Below are 17,833 nucleotides of genomic sequence, written 5' to 3' on the forward strand. Positions count from 1 at the left end.
CCTTATGACTCGGATCATCGCGGGGAGCGCGGGTGGGCGGCGGTTGGCCGTGCCGCCGGGGCGGGGCACGAGGCCGACCAGCGACAGGGCCAGGGAAGGCATCTTCTTGACCCTCGACTCCCTGTACGGCCTGCGCGAGGCCCGCGTGCTGGACCTGTACGCCGGTTCCGGCGCCGTGGGCCTGGAGTCGCTGTCCAGGGGCGCGGCCCACGCGCTGCTCGTCGAGTCCGACGCCAAGGCGATCCGGACGATCAGGGCCAACATCCAGTCGCTCGGCCTGGAAGGCGCCGAGCTGGTGGCCGACAAGGTCGAGCGGGTCCTGGCCAGGCCGCCGGAGGAGCCGTACGACATCGTCTTCGCCGATCCGCCGTACGCGCTGGGTGACGGCGAGGTCACGCGGGTCCTGGAGCTGCTGCGCGACAACGGCTGGCTGGTGGAGGAGGGGCTTGTGGCATTCGAGCGGGAAACGAGGGGAAAGTCCTTGATGTGGCCGGAAGGTTATGTTGAGGAGAGGGTCCGTAGATACGGTGAAGCATCCGTTTGGTACGGTCGCGCCGCCGGGAACCCGTAGACCTGGGAGGCGTCTTGCGCCGCGTTGTCTGCCCGGGGTCGTTCGACCCCATCACCAATGGCCATCTCGACATCATCGGCCGGTCGGCCCGCCTGTACGACGAGGTGGTCGTGGCGGTCCTCATCAACATCGAGAAGAGCAGCCTGTTCACGGTCGACGAACGGATCGAGATCCTTCAGACCGTGACGAAGGAGTACCCCAACGTCAAGGTGCAGAAGTTCCACGGCCTGCTGGTGGACTTCTGCAAGCACAACGACATCCCCGCCATCGTCAAGGGCATCAGGGTCGTCAGCGACTTCGACTACGAGCTGCAGATGGCCCAGCTCAACTACCGTCTCTCGGGCGTCGAGACGCTCTTCATGCCCACCAATCCCGAGTACTCCTTCCTGTCCTCCAGCCGGGTCAAGGAGATCGCGCGGTATGGTGGCGACGTGTCCGGCCTGGTCCCTGACCTGGTGCACAAGCTGCTCATCGAGCGTCTCAGGGGCTGACCGCGACCTGGTATCCTTTCATTTCGGCCTTGTACGACGGCGAGCGTCTTCGCCATGCCTAGCGAGAGCAGGATGACTCAGCACCTCGACCCCCGCTCCCCTTGGGTGCTCTCCACTCATGACCTGGGGAAGCGACCGGGCACGATGCGGCAGATGACCCTGTCCCTTCCGGCACCGGCTAACCTCGGCGTCGACATGATCGGTGTCCCCAAGGACGCCGAAGTCGAGCTGGACCTCCGGCTCGAAGCAGTGATGGAAGGCGTGCTCGTCTCGGGCACGGCGCACGCCCCGCTCGCCGGGGAGTGCGCGCGGTGCCTTGACCCGATCACCTCGGACATCGAGGTCGATCTGCAGGAGCTGTTCTTCTACTCCGACGAGGACGCCTCGGAGGACGACTCACTGCTCGACGGGGAGCTGCTCGACCTCGAGCCGACGTTCCGTGACGCGGTGGTGCTCGCACTGCCGCTGAGCCCCGTGTGCCGCGAGGACTGCGAGGGGCTCTGCACGGAGTGCGGGATCAAGCTGGCCGAGGCCGGCGCCGATCACCGGCACGAGAAGATCGATGCCCGCTGGGCGTCGTTGCAAGGTCTGATTTCCGAGAACGATAACGATCAGGAGAAGTGACGTGGCCGTCCCGAAGCGAAAGATGTCGCGGAGCAACACCCGCGCCCGTCGCTCCCAGTGGAAGACGACTGCTGTCGCCCTGGTGAGCTGCCCGCAGTGCCGTTCGCCCAAGCAGCCGCACATCGCGTGCCCCACCTGCGGCACCTACAACCGTCGTCAGGTCATCGAGCCGTCCGCCTGATCACACTGACAGCAGGCCCGCCCGTCATGCCGGCGGCGGGTTTCACCGTCAGCAGTTGACGTGATGCCGACCGGGTGCCATTGTGCCTCGGTCGGCGTTAACGTCTGTAGATGCGTACGGCGGCGGTTCGCCCGCGGCCGTGGTGGACGCCGGGGCTACCCGTTACCCCGACGCCCACCACGTTTTCGGGCATCTTCCGCGGCCGCCTTGTGAAGATGTCCGAGGAGGAAACACGTGGGAGCAGGTCCTAAGCCGGTGGCCGTGGAGGTCGCCAGGGAAGAGCTGCAGCGGGTCCTGGTCGTCGGCCTCGACCCCGACATCCTCGAGCGGGCCCTGACGCACCGCTCCTACGCCTATGAGAACGGCGGCCTGCCCACCAACGAGCGCCTGGAGTTCCTCGGCGACTCGGTGCTGGGTCTCGTGGTCACCGACACCCTCTACCGCAACCATCCCGACCTGCCCGAGGGGCAGCTCGCCAAGCTGCGCGCCGCCGTGGTCAACATGCGCGCGCTGGCCGACGTCGCCCGCAACCTGGGGCTCGGCCGGTTCCTGCGGCTCGGCAGGGGCGAGGAGGGCACCGGCGGGCGCGACAAGTCCTCGATCCTGGCCGACACGCTGGAGGCGCTGATCGGCGCGATCTACGTGGACAAGGGCCTCGACGAGGCGTTCCGGGTCGTCCACCTGCTGTTCGACCCGCTGATCGTGCGCTCGGCCTCGCTGGGCGCGGGGCTCGACTGGAAGACGTCCCTGCAGGAGCTCACCGCCTCCGAGGCGCTCGGCGTGCCCGAGTACCACGTCGAGGAGAGCGGCCCCGACCACGCCAAGTCGTTCACGGCCATGGTGCGGGTGGGCGGCGAGTCCTACGGCTCGGGCAGCGGGCGCAGCAAGAAGGAGGCCGAGCAGCAGGCGGCCGAGGCGGCCTGGACGCGCATCCGGGCCCGCCGCGAGCAGCGCGAGAGCCAGCCCGCGAGCTGACCCCGGCCTACGGGAAGCCCCGGCCGGCGTCCGGCGTTGTGACTGCGGATCCGTCCCCGCCGCGGCATGCCCCGCGGCCGGGGAAGTCGAGAGGACGGTTGGTGCACGGTGCCTGAGCTGCCAGAGGTCGAGGTCGTCAGGCGCGGCCTGGCGCAATGGGTCGTCGGCCGCGAGATCGCCGCCGCGGAGGTGCTCCACCCGCGCGCGATCAGGCGGCACGTCCCCGGGGCCGACGAGTTCACCGCCCGCCTGAAGGGCCGTACGGTGTTGTCGGCCGAGCGCCGCGGCAAATACCTGTGGCTGCCCCTGTCGGGCGGCGAGGAGGCCCTGCTGGCCCATCTGGGCATGAGCGGCCAGCTGCTCGTCGTCGATCCGCAGACGCCCCCCGAGAAGCATCTGCGCGTCCGCCTCCGCTTCGAGGACGGCGGCCCCGACCTGCGCTTCGTCGACCAGCGCACGTTCGGCCACGTCATGCTGACCCCGCTCGTCGGCGGTGTGCCCGCGCCGATCGCGCACATCGCGCCCGACCCGTTCGAGGCGTCGTTCGACGAGGCGGAGTTCACCCGCCGGCTCAGGGCCAGGCGCACCGAGATCAAACGGGCGCTGCTGGACCAGTCGCTGATCAGCGGCGTCGGCAACATCTACGCCGACGAGGCGTTGTGGATCGCCCGGCTCCACTGGGCCCGTCCCACCGAGACGCTCACCCGTCCGAAGATCGCCGAGCTGCTGGCCGGCGTGCGCACGGTGATGGGCGCCGCCCTCCAGCAGGGCGGCACCTCCTTCGACAGCCTCTACGTCAACGTCAACGGCGAGAGCGGCTACTTCGACCGGTCGCTGGAGGTCTACGGCCGCCGCGACCTGCCGTGCTCGCGCTGCGGCACGCCCATCAGGCGGGAGGCGTTCATGAACCGGTCGTCGTACTCCTGCCCCAAATGCCAGCGAAAGCCGCGGTGAGCAGGGCCAGCGCGGCGCCCAGCCACATCACCGACGAGATCGACACGCCGTCCACCACCCGGCCGCCCACGAACGAGCCGAGCGCGATGGAGACGTTGAACGCCCCCACGAACAGCGCGGTGCCCAGCTCGCCGCCGCCCGAACGCATGATCCACAGCTGCAGCGCCACGCCGACGCCGCCGTAGCCGAGACCCCACACGACGAGCATGACCAGCGGCAGCCCGACCAGCGCCAGCGCCGCCGTGGAAGCCGCGATGAGCAGAGCCAGGACGATCAGTACCGGCTTGGGGTCCCGGGCCGCCCTGGCGCCCGCGACGAAGTTGCCGACGACGCCGGCCGCGCCGTACACCAGCAGGGCGACGCTGACCAGGCCGGGGCCGGCGTCCGCGACCTGCTCCAGGAACGGCCGGACGTAGGTGTAGGCCGCGAAGTGCCCGGTGATGATCAGCACGGTCGCCGCCAGCACGACCCGCAGCGCCCCCGGCAGCGGCGCGCGGGAGCCGCCGGAGGCGTCCTCGCCCGGCATCGGCGGCAGCACGACGGCCAGCAGCCCGAGCAGCACCAGCGCCAGCCCGCCCATGACCGCGAACGACGTGCGCCACCCCGCCGCCGAGGCGATGAGCGTGCCCGCCGGCACGCCGAGCACCGAGGCCACCGACACGCCGCCGAGGATCACCGACGTGGCCCTGCCCACCGAGCGCTCGGGCACCAGTCGCAGGCCCAGCCCGGCCGCGAAGGCCCAGAACCCGCCGATGCTGATGCCGGTCAGCACCCGCGCGCCCAGCATGACGGGGAAGCTCGTCGCGAACGCCGCCGCCAGGTTGGCCACCGCGAGCAACGCCATCAGGCCGAGCAAGGGGACGCGCCGGTCCAGCCGCCGGGTGGCCAGGGCCAGCACGGGGGCCGAGACGGCCGCGACCAGCCCCGGCAGCGACACCATCAGCCCGGCCGTGCCGTCGGACACCCCCAGACTGGCGGCGATCGAGGTCAACAGGCCGACGGGCAGCATCTCGCTGGTCACGATGGTGAAGGTGCCCACCGCGACCGCGAGGACGGCGAGCCAGCGGGCCCGCGCGACGGTGGAGGTCTCAAGAGTCGTCATGCCGTTCAGCCTCCTCATCGGCCGGGAGGGGAACAATGACGAAGCTCGAAGCCTTGCTTTAGGCAGGCTAAGTGATCGCGTCCGGGGGAGTGGCATGGAGTTCAGGGAACTGGAGTGCTTCGTCGTGCTGAGCGAGGAGCTGCACTTCGCGCGTACGGCCGAGCGCCTCTATCTGTCGCCGGGCCGGGTGAGCCAGCTCATCGGGTCGCTGGAGACCCGGATCGGCGGCCGCCTGTTCGACCGCACCAGCAGGCGGGTGGGCCTGACGCCGCTCGGCCGGCGCTTCCTGGCCGACCTGCGGCCCGCCTACGACGGCATGGCGGCGGCCGTGTCGCGGGCCACGGCCTCGGCGCGGGAGGTCGCGGGCCTGCTGCGGGTGGGGTTCCTGGCCACGCCGACCGAGATCGTCACCGGCAGCGTGGCGGCGTTCGAGCGGCGGTATCCCGGCTGCATGGTGGAGCTGGTCGAGGTGCCGCTCTCCGACCCGTTCAGCAAGCTGCGCGAGGGGCGGGTGGATCTGACGTTCACGCTGCTCCCGCTGGAGGAGCCCGACCTGGAGGGCGGCGCCGAGCTGAACCACTGCCCGGTCGAGCTGGGGCTGTCGGTACGCCATCCGCTGGCCGGCCGCGCCGTCCTCGGCGCCGAGGAGCTGGCCTCGGTGGCCCTGTTCGGCCTCGACGACCCCGCGCCGCGCCGCTGGCAGGAGCACATCGCCCCCACCCTCACCCCGTCCGGACGGCCGATCGCGCGGGCCGGTTCGGTGGCCACCACCCAGGAGGGCCTGACGCAGGTCGCGCTGAACCGCGGCGGCATGCTCTTCTGCAAGCCGAGCGCCGACCACCATCGCCGTCCCGACATCGCGTTCGTGCCGGTCGACGGCCTGCCTCCGTCGATCCTGGGCCTGGCCTGGCTGCGCGCCGGACGTACGGCCTCGATCCTGGCCTTCAACGAGTTGGCCATGGAAGTCGTACGGCGGCATGAGACGGTGGCGGCATGACGGATACGAAGAGTAATGGCGACAAAGGTTCGGAAAACGTCCGAGTAACCGCCTGGGTGCGGGGGAGGGTCCAGGGGGTGGGCTTCCGGTGGTGGACGCGCGCGAGGGCGTTGGAGCTCGGCCTGACCGGCTGGGCGCGGAACACCGACGACGGCCGGGTCGAGGTCGTCGCCGAGGGCCCGCGGGAGGCGTGCGTCAAGCTGTTGGAGCTGCTCAAAGGTTGCGACACGCCGGGAAGGGTCGATGGAGTAGTGGAACGATGGAGTGAACCCCGAGGTAGTTTGGGCGGTTTTGTAGAGCGGTAGTCGCTTTTGCTAAACGGCCCAAATAGGGTATAGTTGTATGTCGGGAGTGCCTATCAGTAGGGCGTTGCGGTTGGATCGACTTGACCGCCCACACTGCCGGTGCGACTCTTGTTAAGTACCACGCGCACCCCTCCCGCGGAATAGAAGTGCGCGAACCAGTCTGGTCACTCAGCGTGGAGGACCCTTTACCATGGCGAAGGCTCTACTCGGCCACGTCGGCGGTCCTGACCCTCGGATGGTCTCGGAGATGCGCCGCTTGCAGCAGCGTATCCGGGATCTGGAGGCAGAACTCATCCGACTTCAGGCCACGAATGACGCTCTTGCGGCGCAAACCCGCGACGAAGCGCTCAGTCGCTTGCAGGAGCGCGAGCCGGCACTCACCTGAGAGTGATCGGAGCGCAAGACCCAGGGACGTCTCGAAGAGGCGTCCCTTGTTATTTTCCCTGGTGAAAAAGCGCTGGTCATCGACATGCCCACGAGCGGCGGCCGGGACCAGTAGGCTTTTCCGAAGCCCGTTCAGCCGAGGCCGGGGAGGAGGGTCGGCGTTTGTACCTGAAGAGCCTCACCCTGCGCGGCTTCAAGTCCTTCGCCTCCGCGACCGCCCTGCGCCTCGAACCCGGCATCACGTGCGTCGTCGGCCCCAACGGCTCGGGCAAGTCCAACGTCGTCGACGCCCTGGCCTGGGTCATGGGCGAGCACAGCGCCAAGTCGCTGCGCGGCGGCAAGATGGAGGACGTCATCTTCGCCGGCACCTCCTCCAGGCCGCCCCTGGGCCGGGCCGAGGTGACGCTGACGATCGACAACTCCGACGGCGCGCTGCCGATCGACTACACCGAGGTCACGATCAGCCGGCTGATGTTCCGGTCGGGGCAGAGCGAATACGCCATCAACGGCGACACCTGCCGCCTGCTCGACATCCAGGAGCTGCTGTCCGACTCGGGCATCGGCCGCGAGATGCACGTCATCGTCGGCCAGGGCCAGCTCGACGCCGTGCTGCACGCCGGGCCCGAAGACCGCCGCGCTTTCATCGAAGAGGCCGCGGGCGTGCTCAAACACCGCAAGCGCAAGGAAAAGGCGCTGCGCAAGCTCGACTCCATGCAGGCCAACCTCACCCGCGTCCAGGACCTCGCCACCGAGCTGCGCCGCCAGCTCAAGCCGCTCGGCCGCCAGGCGGAGATCGCCCGCAAGGCCGCCGTCATCCAGGCCGACCTGCGCGACGCCCGGCTGCGGCTGCTCGCCGACGACCTGTGCATCCTGCGCGCCACGCTCGAACGCGAGGCCGCCGACGAGGCCGCCGTCACCGCCCGGCGCAACCAGGTCGAGGCCGAGCTGGCCGAGGGCCAGCAGCGCGAGGCCGCCCTGGAGGCCGCCGAGGCCGAGACCCAGCCCCGGCTGAGCGCCGCCCAGGAGACCTTCTTCCGGCTCTCCTCCCTGCGCGAGCGCATCACCGGCCTGGAACAGCTCGCCGCCGAACGCCACCGCCACGCCCTCGACGCCGCCGCCATCGAACGCCGCGGCCGCGACCCGGAAGACCTCGAACGCGAGGCGGGCGAGGCGCGCGAGCAGGAGCACATCCTGCGGGCCGAGCTCGAACACGCCCAGGAGCTGCTGGCCGAGGCCGTCGAGCGGCGGGCCGCGGCCGAGGCCGAGCTGGGCGCGGAGGAGCGGCGCCTGGCGATGGCCGCCCGCGCCGCCGCCGACCGCCGCGAGGGCCTGGCCAAGCTGCGCGGCCAGGTCGACTCCGTGCGCAGCAGGGCACGCGCGGCCGAGGAGGAGATCGGGCGGCTGGAGAAGGCCGTGGCCGACGCCGCCGAGCGCGAGCGGCAGGCCCTGGCCGACCTGGAGAACGAGCGGGCCGAGGAGCCCGCGGCCGATCCGGCGCTGGCCGAGGAGCTGGCCACCGCCCAGGCCGTGGTCGAGGAGGCCAGGGCCGCCGCCGAGGAGGCCCGCGTGGCCGCCGACGAGGCCAAGGCCGGGCTCGGCGCGCCGCGGGCCGCCGTCCAGGCCGCCAAGGCGGGGGTCGCCACGGCCCGCGCCGCCGACCAGGAGGCCCAGCGCTCGGTGGCCGCGCTGCGAGCCCGCCGCGACGCCCTGGAGCTGGGCCTGGCCAAGGGCGACGGCGGCGCCGCGCTGCTCGACGCCGACCTGGCCGGGGTGCTGGGCCCGCTGGCCGCCTCCATGCAGGTCACGCCGGGCGCGGAGCTGGCCGTCGCCGCCGTGCTGGGCCCGGTCGCCGAGTCCGTCGCGGTCAAGACGCTCGACACCGCCGTCGAGGCGCTCGGCCTGCTGCGCGGCGCCGACGCCGGGCAGGTCACGCTGCTGGTGGCCGAGACCGGGGTTTCGGACACCGCGCATCACTCCCAGGTTGCGCGATCCCGGCCCGCCCCGCCCGAGGGCGGGCGGTGGGCCGCCGATCTGGTCACCGTGCCCGACGAGCTGCGGCCGGCGCTCGACCACGTCCTGGCGAAGGTCGTCGTGGTCGCCGACCTCGAAGCGGCCCGCGAGCTGGTGGGGCGGCGTCCCGAGCTGCGGGTCGTGACCGAGGACGGCGACGTGCTCGGGGCCCATGTGGCCGGCGGCGGGTCGGCCGGCGGCACCTCCGTCCTGCAGGTGCGGGCGGCGCTCGACGAGGCCGTCCGCGACCTGCGGGTGGCCGAGGCCACGGCGGAGGCGACGGCCGAGGCGCTCGACCAGGCGATCGAGGCCGAGCAGGCGGCCCAGACGGCCGTCGAGGCGGCCCAGGCGCACGTCAACGAGGCCCAGAGCGCGGTCACCGCGGCCCAGGCCCGGGTGAGCGCCGCGCAGGGCGTCCTCGACCAGGTCAGGGCCCGCCAGCGGGAGGCCGACCAGCGCAACGCGGCGGCGGCCAGGCGGCTGGCCCAGCTGGAGGCCGCCGCGCACGCCGCCCACGCCGAGGCCGAACGCCTGGCCCGCAGCGTCACCGCGGCCCAGGACTCCCGTACCGAGGGGCTGGCGGAGCTGGCCGAGCTGGAGATCCGGCTGGCCGAGGCCGAATACGCCCAGGAGCTGGAGACCGAGCCCACCACCGACCTGCGCGACGACCTGGCCGCCACGTGCGAGACGGCCCGGCAGCGCGAGATGGACACCCGCCTGCAGGTGCGCACCGCCGAGGAGCGCGTCAAGGGCATCGAGGGCCGGGCCGACGGCCTGTTGCGGGCCGCCCAGCGCGAGCGCCAGGAACGCGCCCAGGCCGCCGCTCAGCGGGCCAGGCGCCGGCGGCAGGCCGTGCTGGCCGAGGCGGTCAGCAAGGGCGCCAGGCAGGTGCTCGAGGCGCTCGCCTCCTCGATCCGGCTCGCCTCCCGCGAGCGCGACGACGCCGACCTCGCCCGCGTCGCCGTCGACGCCGAGCTGAAGCAGGTCCGCGTGCGCGTGCGTGAGCTGGGCCAGGAGCTCGACAAGCTGGTCAACCGGGTCCACGGGAGCGAGGTGGCCCGCACCGAGCAGCGCCTGCGGCTGGAGCAGCTCCAGGAACGGGCGATGGAGGAGTTCGGCGTCGAGGTCGAGGCGCTGGTCTCCGAGTACGGCCCCGACGCGCCCGTCCCCGGCGACCCGCCGGTCCCGTACGTCCGGGAGGAGCAGGAGAAGCGGGCCAGGGCCGCCGAGCGGCAGATGACCCAGCTCGGCAAGGTCAACCCGCTGGCGCTGGAGGAGTTCGCCGCGCTGGAGGAGCGCCACGCCTTCCTGACCTCGCAGCTGGAGGACCTCAAGAAGACCCGGCGCGACCTGCTGACCGTGGTCAAGGAGGTCGACGACCGCGTCGAGCAGATGTTCGCCTCGGCCTACGAGGACGTCGCCCGCGAGTTCGAGCAGATCTTCGGCCGGGTCTTCCCGGGCGGCGACGGGCGGCTCGTGCTCACCGACCCCACCGACATGCTCACCACGGGCATCGAGGTCGAGGCCAGGCCGCCGGGCAAGAAGGTCAAGCGGCTGTCCCTGCTGTCGGGCGGCGAGCGCTCGCTGACCGCAGTGGCGTTCCTGATCTCCATCTTCAAGGCGCGGCCCTCGCCCTTCTACGTGATGGACGAGGTCGAGGCCGCCCTCGACGACACCAACACCCAGCGGCTGCTGACCCTGTTCGAGGAGTTGCGGCAGAGCTCCCAGCTCATCGTCATCACCCACAACAAGCGCACGATGGAGATCGCCGACGCCCTCTACGGCGTGTCGATGCGCGGCGACGGCGTGACCCAGGTGGTCAGCCAGCGCCTGCGGGAGCGCGAATCCGCCTGATCCGGCCTGTCATCATCCGTGTGCCTTGGGCATGACCATGCCGGTCGATCTGGAAAACTGACATCTTGTGGATGGTTACCTCGGCGTCATAGTGATCGTGGCCGTCGTCGCCCTGCTGGCGGCCGGCGGCCTCTTCCTGCTGTTCAGGCCGGGTGGCAAGGCGGCGCCGCCCGTGCCGCCGCCGGAGGCGCCGCCGCTTCCGGAGGAGGAGAAGCGGCCCGCCGGCCCGGTCGAGGAGGCCGACGGCGCGGTCACCACGGTGCCGCCGCCGGTCCAGCCGGCCGAGCCGATGGTCATCGCGCCCGAGGTCGAGGTGCCGCCCCCGTCCGCCGGGCGGATGGTGCGGCTGCGCTCACGCCTGGCGCGTTCGCAGAGCGCGCTCGGCCGCGGCCTGCTGGAGCTGCTGTCCCGCGACCGGCTCGACGACGACGTCTGGGACGAGATCGAGGAGAGCCTGATCACCGCCGACGTGGGCGTCGCCCCGACCCGCGCGATGGTCGAGGAGCTGCGTACCAAGGTCAAGGTGCTGGGCAGCCGCACGCCCGCGGAGGTCAGGGCCCTGCTGCGCGAGCAGCTTCTCGCCCAGGTCAACCCCGACCTCGACCGCAGCCTGCACGTGCAGAAGCACGGCGAGCGGCCCGCCGTGGTCCTGGTCGTGGGCGTCAACGGCACGGGCAAGACCACCACCACCGGCAAGCTCGCCCGCTCGCTCATCGGCGACGGCAAGACGGTCGTGCTCGGCGCGGCCGACACCTTCCGCGCGGCGGCGGCCGACCAGCTCCAGACGTGGGGTGAGCGGGTCGGCGCCGAGACCGTGCGCGGGCCGGAGGGCGGCGACCCGGCCTCGGTGGCCTTCGACGCCACGGCCAAGGGCATCGAGGACAAGGTCGACGTCGTCATCGTCGACACCGCGGGCCGCCTGCACACCAAGACCGGCCTGATGGACGAGCTGGGCAAGGTCAAGCGGGTCATCGAGAAGAAGGCCACGGTCGACGAGGTGCTGCTCGTCCTCGACGCCACCACCGGCCAGAACGGCATGCGCCAGGCCCAGGTGTTCGCCGAGGTGGTCAACATCACCGGCATCGCGCTCACCAAGCTCGACGGCACCGCCAAGGGCGGCATCGTGATCTCCGTGCAGCGCGAGCTGGGCGTGCCGGTCAAGCTCGTGGGGCTCGGCGAGGGGCCCGACGATCTGGCGCCTTTCGACCCGGATGTCTTCGTGGACGCGATTCTGGGCGACTGACCCCGTTTATCGGCCATGTCCTAATTCATGCCGAAATAGCCATTACCAGAAAAGTCTTGAGTCGTTAGTTAGCTTTGTGCTGACATGTTCGGGTTATCCGCGATCACGTAAGGGATGCCCATGAAGAAGATCGTCGTCCATCGCCCCGGGACTGTCAGGCCCTCCACGCTCGCCTCGCCGCGGCACAGCGTTTGACCTGTCTCTGGGTCGGCGTTTCCACGCGGGAACGCCGACCGTTGGGAAGGGGGCGGTCGTGAGGACGATCGCCCTGGACGCCGACCGCCGGGCAGCCGGGCCGTACACGCTGGCCGCCGGGCTGCTCGACCTTCTGGTCCCCGAGGCGCTCGACCGGCGGCCCGACCTGGTCGCCGCCCATGACGTGGAGCTCCGGGTCGCGGCGCCCCGCCTGCGGCCGCTCGTGCCGGCGCGCAGGCGCTCGCTCGCCGACGACCTGCCGAGGGGGCAGCGCATCCTCATCCCGGGGGCGCGGCGCAGCCTCAGGATCGCCAACGGGCTGGCCGAGTTCGTCCGCGAGCTGCTGGCCGTCACGGGGCCGCTCACGCTCGTCGTGTCGAACCTGGGCGAGGCCGACCACACCGACCGCGAGCTGGTCGAGGTGCTGCGCCGCCGGCTCGACCCGGGGCTGCTGCGCGTCGAGGAGGGCCCGTCGTCGCCCGGCGAGGGCCCGCTGTGCGCCGACTTCGACCGCTACCGCGACGAGGGCTTCCATCACGCGATGGTGGAGTCGGGCACCGAGGCGCTGCGCGGCATGGCCTACGAGGACGACCCCGAAGGGTGGCGGACCCTCGTGCAGCGCGTCGCCGCGGCCCTGGAGGCGGTGGAGCGCGAGGAGGAGGCCCGCGCGCTCTACGACCGCGCCAGGCGCCTCAGCACCGACCCCAAGCACCGGGCCACCATCGCCTACGCCACCGCGATGATCCTGGTACGCCACCACGACCCCGCCCGCCGCGACCCCGGCGAGGCGATGGCGTGGATCAACGAGGCCGTCACGATCACGTCGTTGCTGCCCGACCCGCGCGAACGCGCCTTCCACCTGGGCTTCGACCTCAACGGCAAGGCCCTGGTGGAGCTGCGCGCCGGCCGTCCGGACGCCGCGCTGCGGCTGGTCGAGCAGGCCATCGCCCTGGCCGACGAGCACCTGGCGGACGAGCACCCGATCCACCGGCTCGTGCTGCGCGCCAACAGGGCCCAGCTGCTGGCCGGCGCCGGTCGGCACGAGGAGGCGCTGGCCGACTACACGGCGGCGATCGACGCCGACCCCGGCTATCCGGACTACTACCTCGACCGGGGCAACCTGCTGAACAAGCTGGGCAGACCGGAGGAGGCCCTGGCCGACTACGAGGCCGTCATGCGGCTCAGCCCGCCCTTCCCCGAGGCGTACTACAACCGCTCGGAGCTGCGGTTCGCGGCCGGCGACCTGGACGGCGCCCGCGCCGACCTCGACCGCACGCTGGAGCTCGACCCCGACTTCGCCCCCGCGTACGTGAACAGGTGCGGCCTGCTCGCCCTCCACGGCGAGTACGAGCAGGCCAGGCAGGACGTGCGGCGCGGCCTCGCGCTCCGGCCGCGCGACGCCCACCTGCTCTGCGTGCTCGGCCAGGTGGAGACGGCCCAGGGCCGCCACCCGGAGGCGTACGCGGCCTTCGACGCCGCGCTGGAGATCGACCCCGACCTGGCCGCCGCGTGGGGGAACCGGGCCGTGCTCGCCTTCGAACGCGGCGACCCCGACGGCGCGCTGTCCGACCTGACCCGCGCGCTGAAGCTGACCGAGACGGCCGAGCTGCTGTTCAACCGGGCGATGGTCCACCGCGAGCTGGGACGGGCGAAGGAGGCCAGGCAGGACCTGCTCAGAGCCGCCGAACTGGCCCCCGGCGACCCGGACGTCGGGCGGGCGCTGGCCGAGGGGTGACCGGGCCGCGCGGCGGACCGGTGTCCGGGTGCGGGCACCGAAGGGTGACCGGGACGGGCGGCGGGCCGGTGTCCGGGTGCGGGCACCGAAGGGTGACCGGGACGGGCGGCGGGCCGGTGTCCGGATGCCGGCCCGGTCCGCTGAGCTGCCGGGCCGCGCGGCGGGCGTGGCGTTGTCGCCGGGTCAGGCTCGCGTGGCCGCGAGCGGCCCGATCGGCACCACGAGAGGGGTGCCCGCGACCGGATCCTCGATGACCTTCGCGTCCAGCTCGAACACCTCGCGCAGCAGCTCCTCGGTCAGCACCTCGTGCGGGGCGCCGGCGGCCACGACCTTGCCGGCGCGCATGGCCACCAGCCGGTCGGCGTAGCGCGCGGCCAGGTTGAGGTCGTGCAGGACCATGACGACCGTGCGGCCGGCCTCCTCGTGCAGGTGCCGGACGAGCTCCAGCACCTCCACCTGGTGGGCCAGGTCGAGGAACGTGGTGGGCTCGTCGAGCAGCAGCAGGTCGGTGCCCTGGGCCAGGGCCATGGAGATCCACGCCCGCTGCCGCTGGCCGCCCGACAGCTCGTCGAGCGGGCGTTCGGCGAGGTCGGCCAGGCCGGTCATGGTCAGCGCCGCGGCGACGGCCGACTCGTCGTCGGAGGACCACTGCCGGTACCACGTCTGGTGCGGATGCCGGCCCCTGGCGACCAGGTCGGCCACGGTGAGTCCTTCGGGGGCGGAGGGCGCCTGCGGCAGCACGCCGAGGATCTTGGCCACCTCGCGGGTGGGGATGGCGTCGATGCGCTTGCCGTCCAGCAGCACCTGGCCGCCCTGGGGCTTGAGCAGGCGGCCGAGCGCGCGCAGGAGGGTGGACTTTCCGCAGCCGTTCGGGCCGATGATGGTGGTCACCGTGCCCGCCTCGACGCCCAGGTCGAGGCCGTCCACGATGGTCCGGTCGCCGTAGCCGAGCTTGACGCCCGCGGCCTGCAGCCTCATTTGCGTGCCCTCCAGATCAGGTGGATCAGGTACGGTGCGCCCAGCACGGCCGTGACGATGCCGACGGGCAGTTCGATCGGGGAGAAGACGGTCCGGGCGATCAGGTCGGCGCCCGCGGTGAGCACGGCCCCGGTGACCGCCGAGCACAGCAGCGGCGGCCGGGCCGAGCGGGCCAGCCGGAGCGCGATCTGCGGCGCGGCCAGGGCCACGAACGCGATCGGCCCGGCCGAGGCGGTGGCCACCGCGGCCAGCAGCACCGCGGCCAGGATCAGCAGGGCGCGGGCCGCGTTCACCCGCACGCCGAGGGCGGTGACCACGTCGTCGCCGAAGCGCAGCGCGTCGAGCGAGCGGGTGCCGAGCAGGGTGGCCGGGACGAGCACCGCCAGCGCGAGCGCCACGGGCACGACGTGCTCCCAGCCGCGGCCGTTGAGCGAGCCGCTGATCCAGACCATGGCCCGGCCGGTGTCGTTGACGTCGCCGACGGTCAGCAGCCAGAACTTCACGTTCGTGAACACGGCGGCCACGCCGATGCCGACCAGGACCAGGCGGTAGCCGTCCAGGCCGCGCCGCCAGGCCAGGCCGTAGACGACGGACGCCCCGAGCAGGCCGCCGAGCAGGGCGAGCGCGGGGATGCCCAGGTCGGCCAGCAGGCCGCTGGCGCCGCCGTAGGCGCTGCCGCTGGCCACCACGCCGGCCACGACGGTGACCGAGGCGCCGGTCGTGACGCCGAGGATCTCGGGGCTGGCCAGCGGGTTGCGGGCGATGGACTGGATGATCGCGCCGGACAGCGCCAGCGCGGCGCCGACCAGGGCGCCGGTCAGGGCGCGCGGCAGGCGCAGCTCCATGATGACGAAGTGGGCCGGGCTGTCGGCGTCGAAGGTGCCCCGGAGCACCTCCGCCAGGCTCATCGGCAGATCGCCGATGCGCATGTTCAGCGCCATGAGCACAAGCAGGAGCGCCAGGCCGGTCACGCCGACGCCGATGGCGCGCAGGCGCAGCCGCCAGGACAGGGCGCCGAGGCGCAGGGGGAGCGCGGTCATAGCCGTACCGGCTTTCTGCGGCGGACCAGGGCGACGAAGAAGGGCGCGCCGATCAGCGCGAGGACCACGCCGACCTCCAGCTCGCCCGGCGGGGCGACCACGCGGCCGATCACGTCGGCGACCAGCAGCAACGCCGCCCCGACCAGCCCCGAGTACGGCAGCAGCCACCGGTGGTCGGTGCCCGACAGCGGCCGGGCCAGGTGCGGCACGATCAGGCCCACGAACGCCAGCGAGCCGCAGGCCGCCACCGCCGCGCCCGACAGCAGGGTGACGGCGGCGACGCCGACCGTCCTGGTCAGCGCGATGTTCTGGCCGAGCGAGCGGGCGACGTCCTCGCCGAGCGACAGGGCGTTCAGGCCCGGGGCGTTGACCAGGGCCAGCAGCAGCCCGGCGACGATGAACGGCAGCACCTGCCAGACCACGTCGGGGCCCCTGGCGGCGATGGAGCCGGACTGCCAGAAGCGGAAGACGTCCATGGCCTGCTCGTCGAGGAGCACGATGGCCGAGGTCATGGCGTACAGCAGGGCGCTGACCGCGGTGCCGGCCAGGGCCAGCGTGACCGGGGTCGGGCCGCCCCTGCCGCCCGTCATGCCGAGCGCGAACACCGCCACGCTGGCCACCAGCGCGCCCGCCAGGCCGAACCAGATGTAGGCGAGCAGGCTGGAGGCGCCGAGCAGGATGATCGAGGCCACCATGGCGAACGCCGCGCCCTGCGTGACGCCCAGCAGGCCGGGGTCGGCGAGCGGGTTGCGCGTGTGGCCCTGCATGAGGGCGCCCGCGACGCCGAGCGCGATCCCGGCCAGCACCCCGAGCACGGTACGCGGCACGCGCAGCGAGCGGATGATGATGTCGTTCTCGCTGCCCGTGGGCGCGGTGAGAGCCTGCCAGGCGTCGCCCGGCGGCACGGACTTCGAGCCGACCGTGATGCTCAGCACCACCCCGGCCGCGACGGCGGCGAGGAGGAGGAGCAGGAGGACGAGCCGCCGGCGCCGGATGCCGTGGAGGCGGGGCGCGAGCGCGGTCACCAGTTTCCTCCCCTTGTTTGCCCGATCGTGGTGAAGTATGCCAGGTTAGGCAGGGCTAACCTAATTTAGGTTCGCCTTACTTCGAGAAAGGGTTCCGATGAGAGCGTGGCGGGTGCTGGCCGGTGTGCTGCTGGTGGCGGGGGTGGCCGCGTGCGGCTCGACGGAGCCGGCGGCCGCGCCGTCGGCAGACTCGTCGGCAGACCCGGCGGCCAGGACGATCGAGCACGCGATGGGCTCGACCAAGATCTCCGGGCAGCCCAAGCGGGTCGTCGCGCTCGACCAGAGCTTCGTGGACGCGGTGCTCACGCTGGAGACCCCCGTGATCGGCTACACCACCTACCGGTCGATCGACGCCAAGCTGCCCGACTACCTCGGCCCGCTCGTCGCCCGGTACGGCAAGGAGGCGACCCCGGTCGGCACGCTGGAGCAGCCCAGCCTGGAGAAGATCGCCGCGCTCAAGCCCGACCTGATCGTCTCGGCCAAGGTCCGCCACGAGGCCCTGTACGACAAGCTGTCGAAGATCGCGCCGACCGTCTTCAGCGAGACGACCGGCGCCATCTGGAAGGAGAACCTGCGGCTCATGGGCCGCGCCCTGGGCAAGGAGGAGCTGGCCGACTCCCGGATCAAGGCGTTCGAGGAGCGCGCGGGCACGATCGGGGCCGCGATCAAGGAGAAGGCGGGCGGGAAGCTGCCGACCGTCTCGATCGTGCGCTTCGCCGGTGAGCCCACCGTCCGGCTCTACGTCGAGAAGTCCTACTCCGGGGTGGTGCTGAAGGACGTCGGCTTCCCCCGCCCGCAGGGCCAGCCGACCAAGGACGACGCCATCGCCGTGGACGTCAGCCAGGAGCGCATCGCCGACCTCGACGCCGACCACATCTTCGTCGCCACCTACCCCGACCCGGCCAGCGACGGCCCCAAGGAGAAGTTCGTCGGCAACCCGCTGTGGGGGCGGCTCAAGGGAGACAAGCACGAGGTCAGCGACCTGACCTGGATGAGCGCCGTGGGCATCCAGGGCGCCCACGCCATCCTGGACGACCTGGCCAAGACCTTCTCGGTCGACCCCGCCAAGGCGGCCTAGTGAGTTGATTATGAGGATGAGGGTCACCACTTGAGGTGTATTTCGTCCCTGATTCGGGGAGCTGTGGTGACGCTGACCGGCCGGTGAGGTC

The 17,833-nt window shown here is 72.1% G+C and carries 17 protein-coding genes; 13 read left to right on the forward strand and 4 right to left on the reverse strand.

Annotated features, from left to right (window positions below; translation table 11 throughout):
• Positions 1-4: 4 nt before the first annotated feature.
• From rsmD to mutM, 6 genes are all read left to right on the forward strand, one after another.
• Positions 5-571, forward strand: a complete 567-nt coding sequence (gene rsmD, locus ACFYYW_RS35150) for a 16S rRNA (guanine(966)-N(2))-methyltransferase RsmD (RefSeq protein WP_387655323.1) — start codon at positions 5-7, stop codon at positions 569-571.
• Between the two features lie 14 nt (positions 572-585).
• A complete protein-coding gene (gene coaD, locus ACFYYW_RS35155; protein ID WP_352324821.1) occupies positions 586-1,062 on the forward strand; it encodes a pantetheine-phosphate adenylyltransferase in 477 nt (158 codons plus the stop codon).
• 54 nt (positions 1,063-1,116) lie between these two features.
• Positions 1,117-1,686: a YceD family protein gene (locus ACFYYW_RS35160; RefSeq protein WP_387655326.1), complete on the forward strand. Its 570-nt coding sequence runs from the start codon at positions 1,117-1,119 to the stop codon at positions 1,684-1,686.
• Position 1,687: 1 nt separating this feature from the next.
• Positions 1,688-1,867 carry a 50S ribosomal protein L32 gene (gene rpmF, locus ACFYYW_RS35165; RefSeq protein ID WP_033409409.1) on the forward strand — a complete coding sequence of 60 codons (180 nt, stop codon included), beginning with the start codon at positions 1,688-1,690 and terminating at the stop codon, positions 1,865-1,867.
• 255 nt (positions 1,868-2,122) lie between these two features.
• Positions 2,123-2,842 (forward strand): ribonuclease III, encoded by a 720-nt coding sequence (rnc, locus tag ACFYYW_RS35170; RefSeq protein WP_352324836.1) that lies wholly within the window; start codon positions 2,123-2,125, stop codon positions 2,840-2,842.
• 108 nt (positions 2,843-2,950) lie between these two features.
• Positions 2,951-3,796 carry a bifunctional DNA-formamidopyrimidine glycosylase/DNA-(apurinic or apyrimidinic site) lyase gene (gene mutM / locus ACFYYW_RS35175; protein WP_364412625.1) on the forward strand — a complete coding sequence of 282 codons (846 nt, stop codon included), beginning with the start codon at positions 2,951-2,953 and terminating at the stop codon, positions 3,794-3,796.
• Here mutM and ACFYYW_RS35180 read toward each other — a convergent pair.
• Positions 3,744-4,898 carry an MFS transporter gene (locus ACFYYW_RS35180; RefSeq protein ID WP_352324817.1) on the reverse strand — a complete coding sequence of 385 codons (1,155 nt, stop codon included), beginning with the start codon at positions 4,896-4,898 and terminating at the stop codon, positions 3,744-3,746. The genes mutM and ACFYYW_RS35180 overlap by 53 nt on opposite strands.
• A gap of 94 nt (positions 4,899-4,992) precedes the next feature.
• Here ACFYYW_RS35180 and ACFYYW_RS35185 point away from each other — a divergent pair, with 94 nt between their 5' ends.
• The 6 genes from ACFYYW_RS35185 (at position 4,993) to ACFYYW_RS35210 (ending at position 13,621) form a co-directional block, all read left to right on the forward strand.
• On the forward strand, positions 4,993-5,895 hold the full coding sequence (locus ACFYYW_RS35185; protein ID WP_387655330.1) for a LysR family transcriptional regulator: 903 nt from the start codon (positions 4,993-4,995) through the stop codon (positions 5,893-5,895).
• On the forward strand, positions 5,892-6,200 hold the full coding sequence (locus tag ACFYYW_RS35190; protein ID WP_352324815.1) for an acylphosphatase: 309 nt from the start codon (positions 5,892-5,894) through the stop codon (positions 6,198-6,200). The genes ACFYYW_RS35185 and ACFYYW_RS35190 overlap by 4 nt, the downstream gene beginning before the upstream one ends.
• Positions 6,201-6,390: 190 nt before the next feature.
• A complete protein-coding gene (locus ACFYYW_RS35195; RefSeq protein ID WP_026214481.1) occupies positions 6,391-6,585 on the forward strand; it encodes a hypothetical protein in 195 nt (64 codons plus the stop codon).
• Between the two features lie 161 nt (positions 6,586-6,746).
• Complete coding sequence (gene smc, locus ACFYYW_RS35200) at positions 6,747-10,448, forward strand: chromosome segregation protein SMC (RefSeq protein ID WP_387655335.1); 3,702 nt, start codon at positions 6,747-6,749, stop codon at positions 10,446-10,448.
• Between the two features lie 67 nt (positions 10,449-10,515).
• Entirely contained in the window at positions 10,516-11,691 is a 1,176-nt protein-coding gene (gene ftsY, locus ACFYYW_RS35205; protein WP_352324838.1) for a signal recognition particle-docking protein FtsY, read from the forward strand.
• 253 nt (positions 11,692-11,944) lie between these two features.
• Positions 11,945-13,621: a tetratricopeptide repeat protein gene (locus tag ACFYYW_RS35210; RefSeq protein WP_387655338.1), complete on the forward strand. Its 1,677-nt coding sequence runs from the start codon at positions 11,945-11,947 to the stop codon at positions 13,619-13,621.
• Between the two features lie 183 nt (positions 13,622-13,804).
• Here the strand turns inward: ACFYYW_RS35210 and ACFYYW_RS35215 are convergent, their stop codons facing one another.
• The 3 genes from ACFYYW_RS35215 to ACFYYW_RS35225 are packed head-to-tail and all read right to left on the reverse strand — an operon-like array spanning position 13,805 to position 16,664.
• Entirely contained in the window at positions 13,805-14,599 is a 795-nt protein-coding gene (locus ACFYYW_RS35215) for an ABC transporter ATP-binding protein (protein WP_352324840.1), read from the reverse strand.
• Positions 14,596-15,639 carry a FecCD family ABC transporter permease gene (locus tag ACFYYW_RS35220; RefSeq protein ID WP_387655341.1) on the reverse strand — a complete coding sequence of 348 codons (1,044 nt, stop codon included), beginning with the start codon at positions 15,637-15,639 and terminating at the stop codon, positions 14,596-14,598. The genes ACFYYW_RS35215 and ACFYYW_RS35220 overlap by 4 nt, the downstream gene beginning before the upstream one ends.
• On the reverse strand, positions 15,636-16,664 hold the full coding sequence (locus ACFYYW_RS35225) for an iron ABC transporter permease (RefSeq protein ID WP_352324842.1): 1,029 nt from the start codon (positions 16,662-16,664) through the stop codon (positions 15,636-15,638). The genes ACFYYW_RS35220 and ACFYYW_RS35225 overlap by 4 nt, the downstream gene beginning before the upstream one ends.
• A gap of 97 nt (positions 16,665-16,761) precedes the next feature.
• Between ACFYYW_RS35225 and ACFYYW_RS35230 the strand changes: the two genes are divergently transcribed.
• Positions 16,762-17,742: an ABC transporter substrate-binding protein gene (locus ACFYYW_RS35230; RefSeq protein ID WP_387655344.1), complete on the forward strand. Its 981-nt coding sequence runs from the start codon at positions 16,762-16,764 to the stop codon at positions 17,740-17,742.
• Positions 17,743-17,833 lie beyond the last annotated feature (91 nt).

The sequence above is a fragment of the Nonomuraea sp. NPDC001831 genome (assembly GCF_042892035.1).
GTDB lineage: Bacteria > Actinomycetota > Actinomycetes > Streptosporangiales > Streptosporangiaceae > Nonomuraea.

Excerpts from the sequence above, each read along its gene's own strand:
- rsmD (WP_387655323.1), top strand. The coding sequence starts at position 5 with ATGACTCGGATCATCGCGGGGAGCGCGGGTGGGCGGCGGTTGGCCGTG.
- ACFYYW_RS35160 (WP_387655326.1), top strand. The coding sequence starts at position 1,117 with ATGCCTAGCGAGAGCAGGATGACTCAGCACCTCGACCCCCGCTCCCCT.
- ACFYYW_RS35180 (WP_352324817.1), bottom strand. The coding sequence starts at position 4,898 with ATGACGACTCTTGAGACCTCCACCGTCGCGCGGGCCCGCTGGCTCGCC.
- ACFYYW_RS35185 (WP_387655330.1), top strand. The coding sequence starts at position 4,993 with ATGGAGTTCAGGGAACTGGAGTGCTTCGTCGTGCTGAGCGAGGAGCTG.
- ACFYYW_RS35190 (WP_352324815.1), top strand. The coding sequence starts at position 5,892 with ATGACGGATACGAAGAGTAATGGCGACAAAGGTTCGGAAAACGTCCGA.
- ACFYYW_RS35195 (WP_026214481.1), top strand. The coding sequence starts at position 6,391 with ATGGCGAAGGCTCTACTCGGCCACGTCGGCGGTCCTGACCCTCGGATG.
- ACFYYW_RS35215 (WP_352324840.1), bottom strand. The coding sequence starts at position 14,599 with ATGAGGCTGCAGGCCGCGGGCGTCAAGCTCGGCTACGGCGACCGGACC.
- ACFYYW_RS35220 (WP_387655341.1), bottom strand. The coding sequence starts at position 15,639 with ATGACCGCGCTCCCCCTGCGCCTCGGCGCCCTGTCCTGGCGGCTGCGC.
- ACFYYW_RS35230 (WP_387655344.1), top strand. The coding sequence starts at position 16,762 with ATGAGAGCGTGGCGGGTGCTGGCCGGTGTGCTGCTGGTGGCGGGGGTG.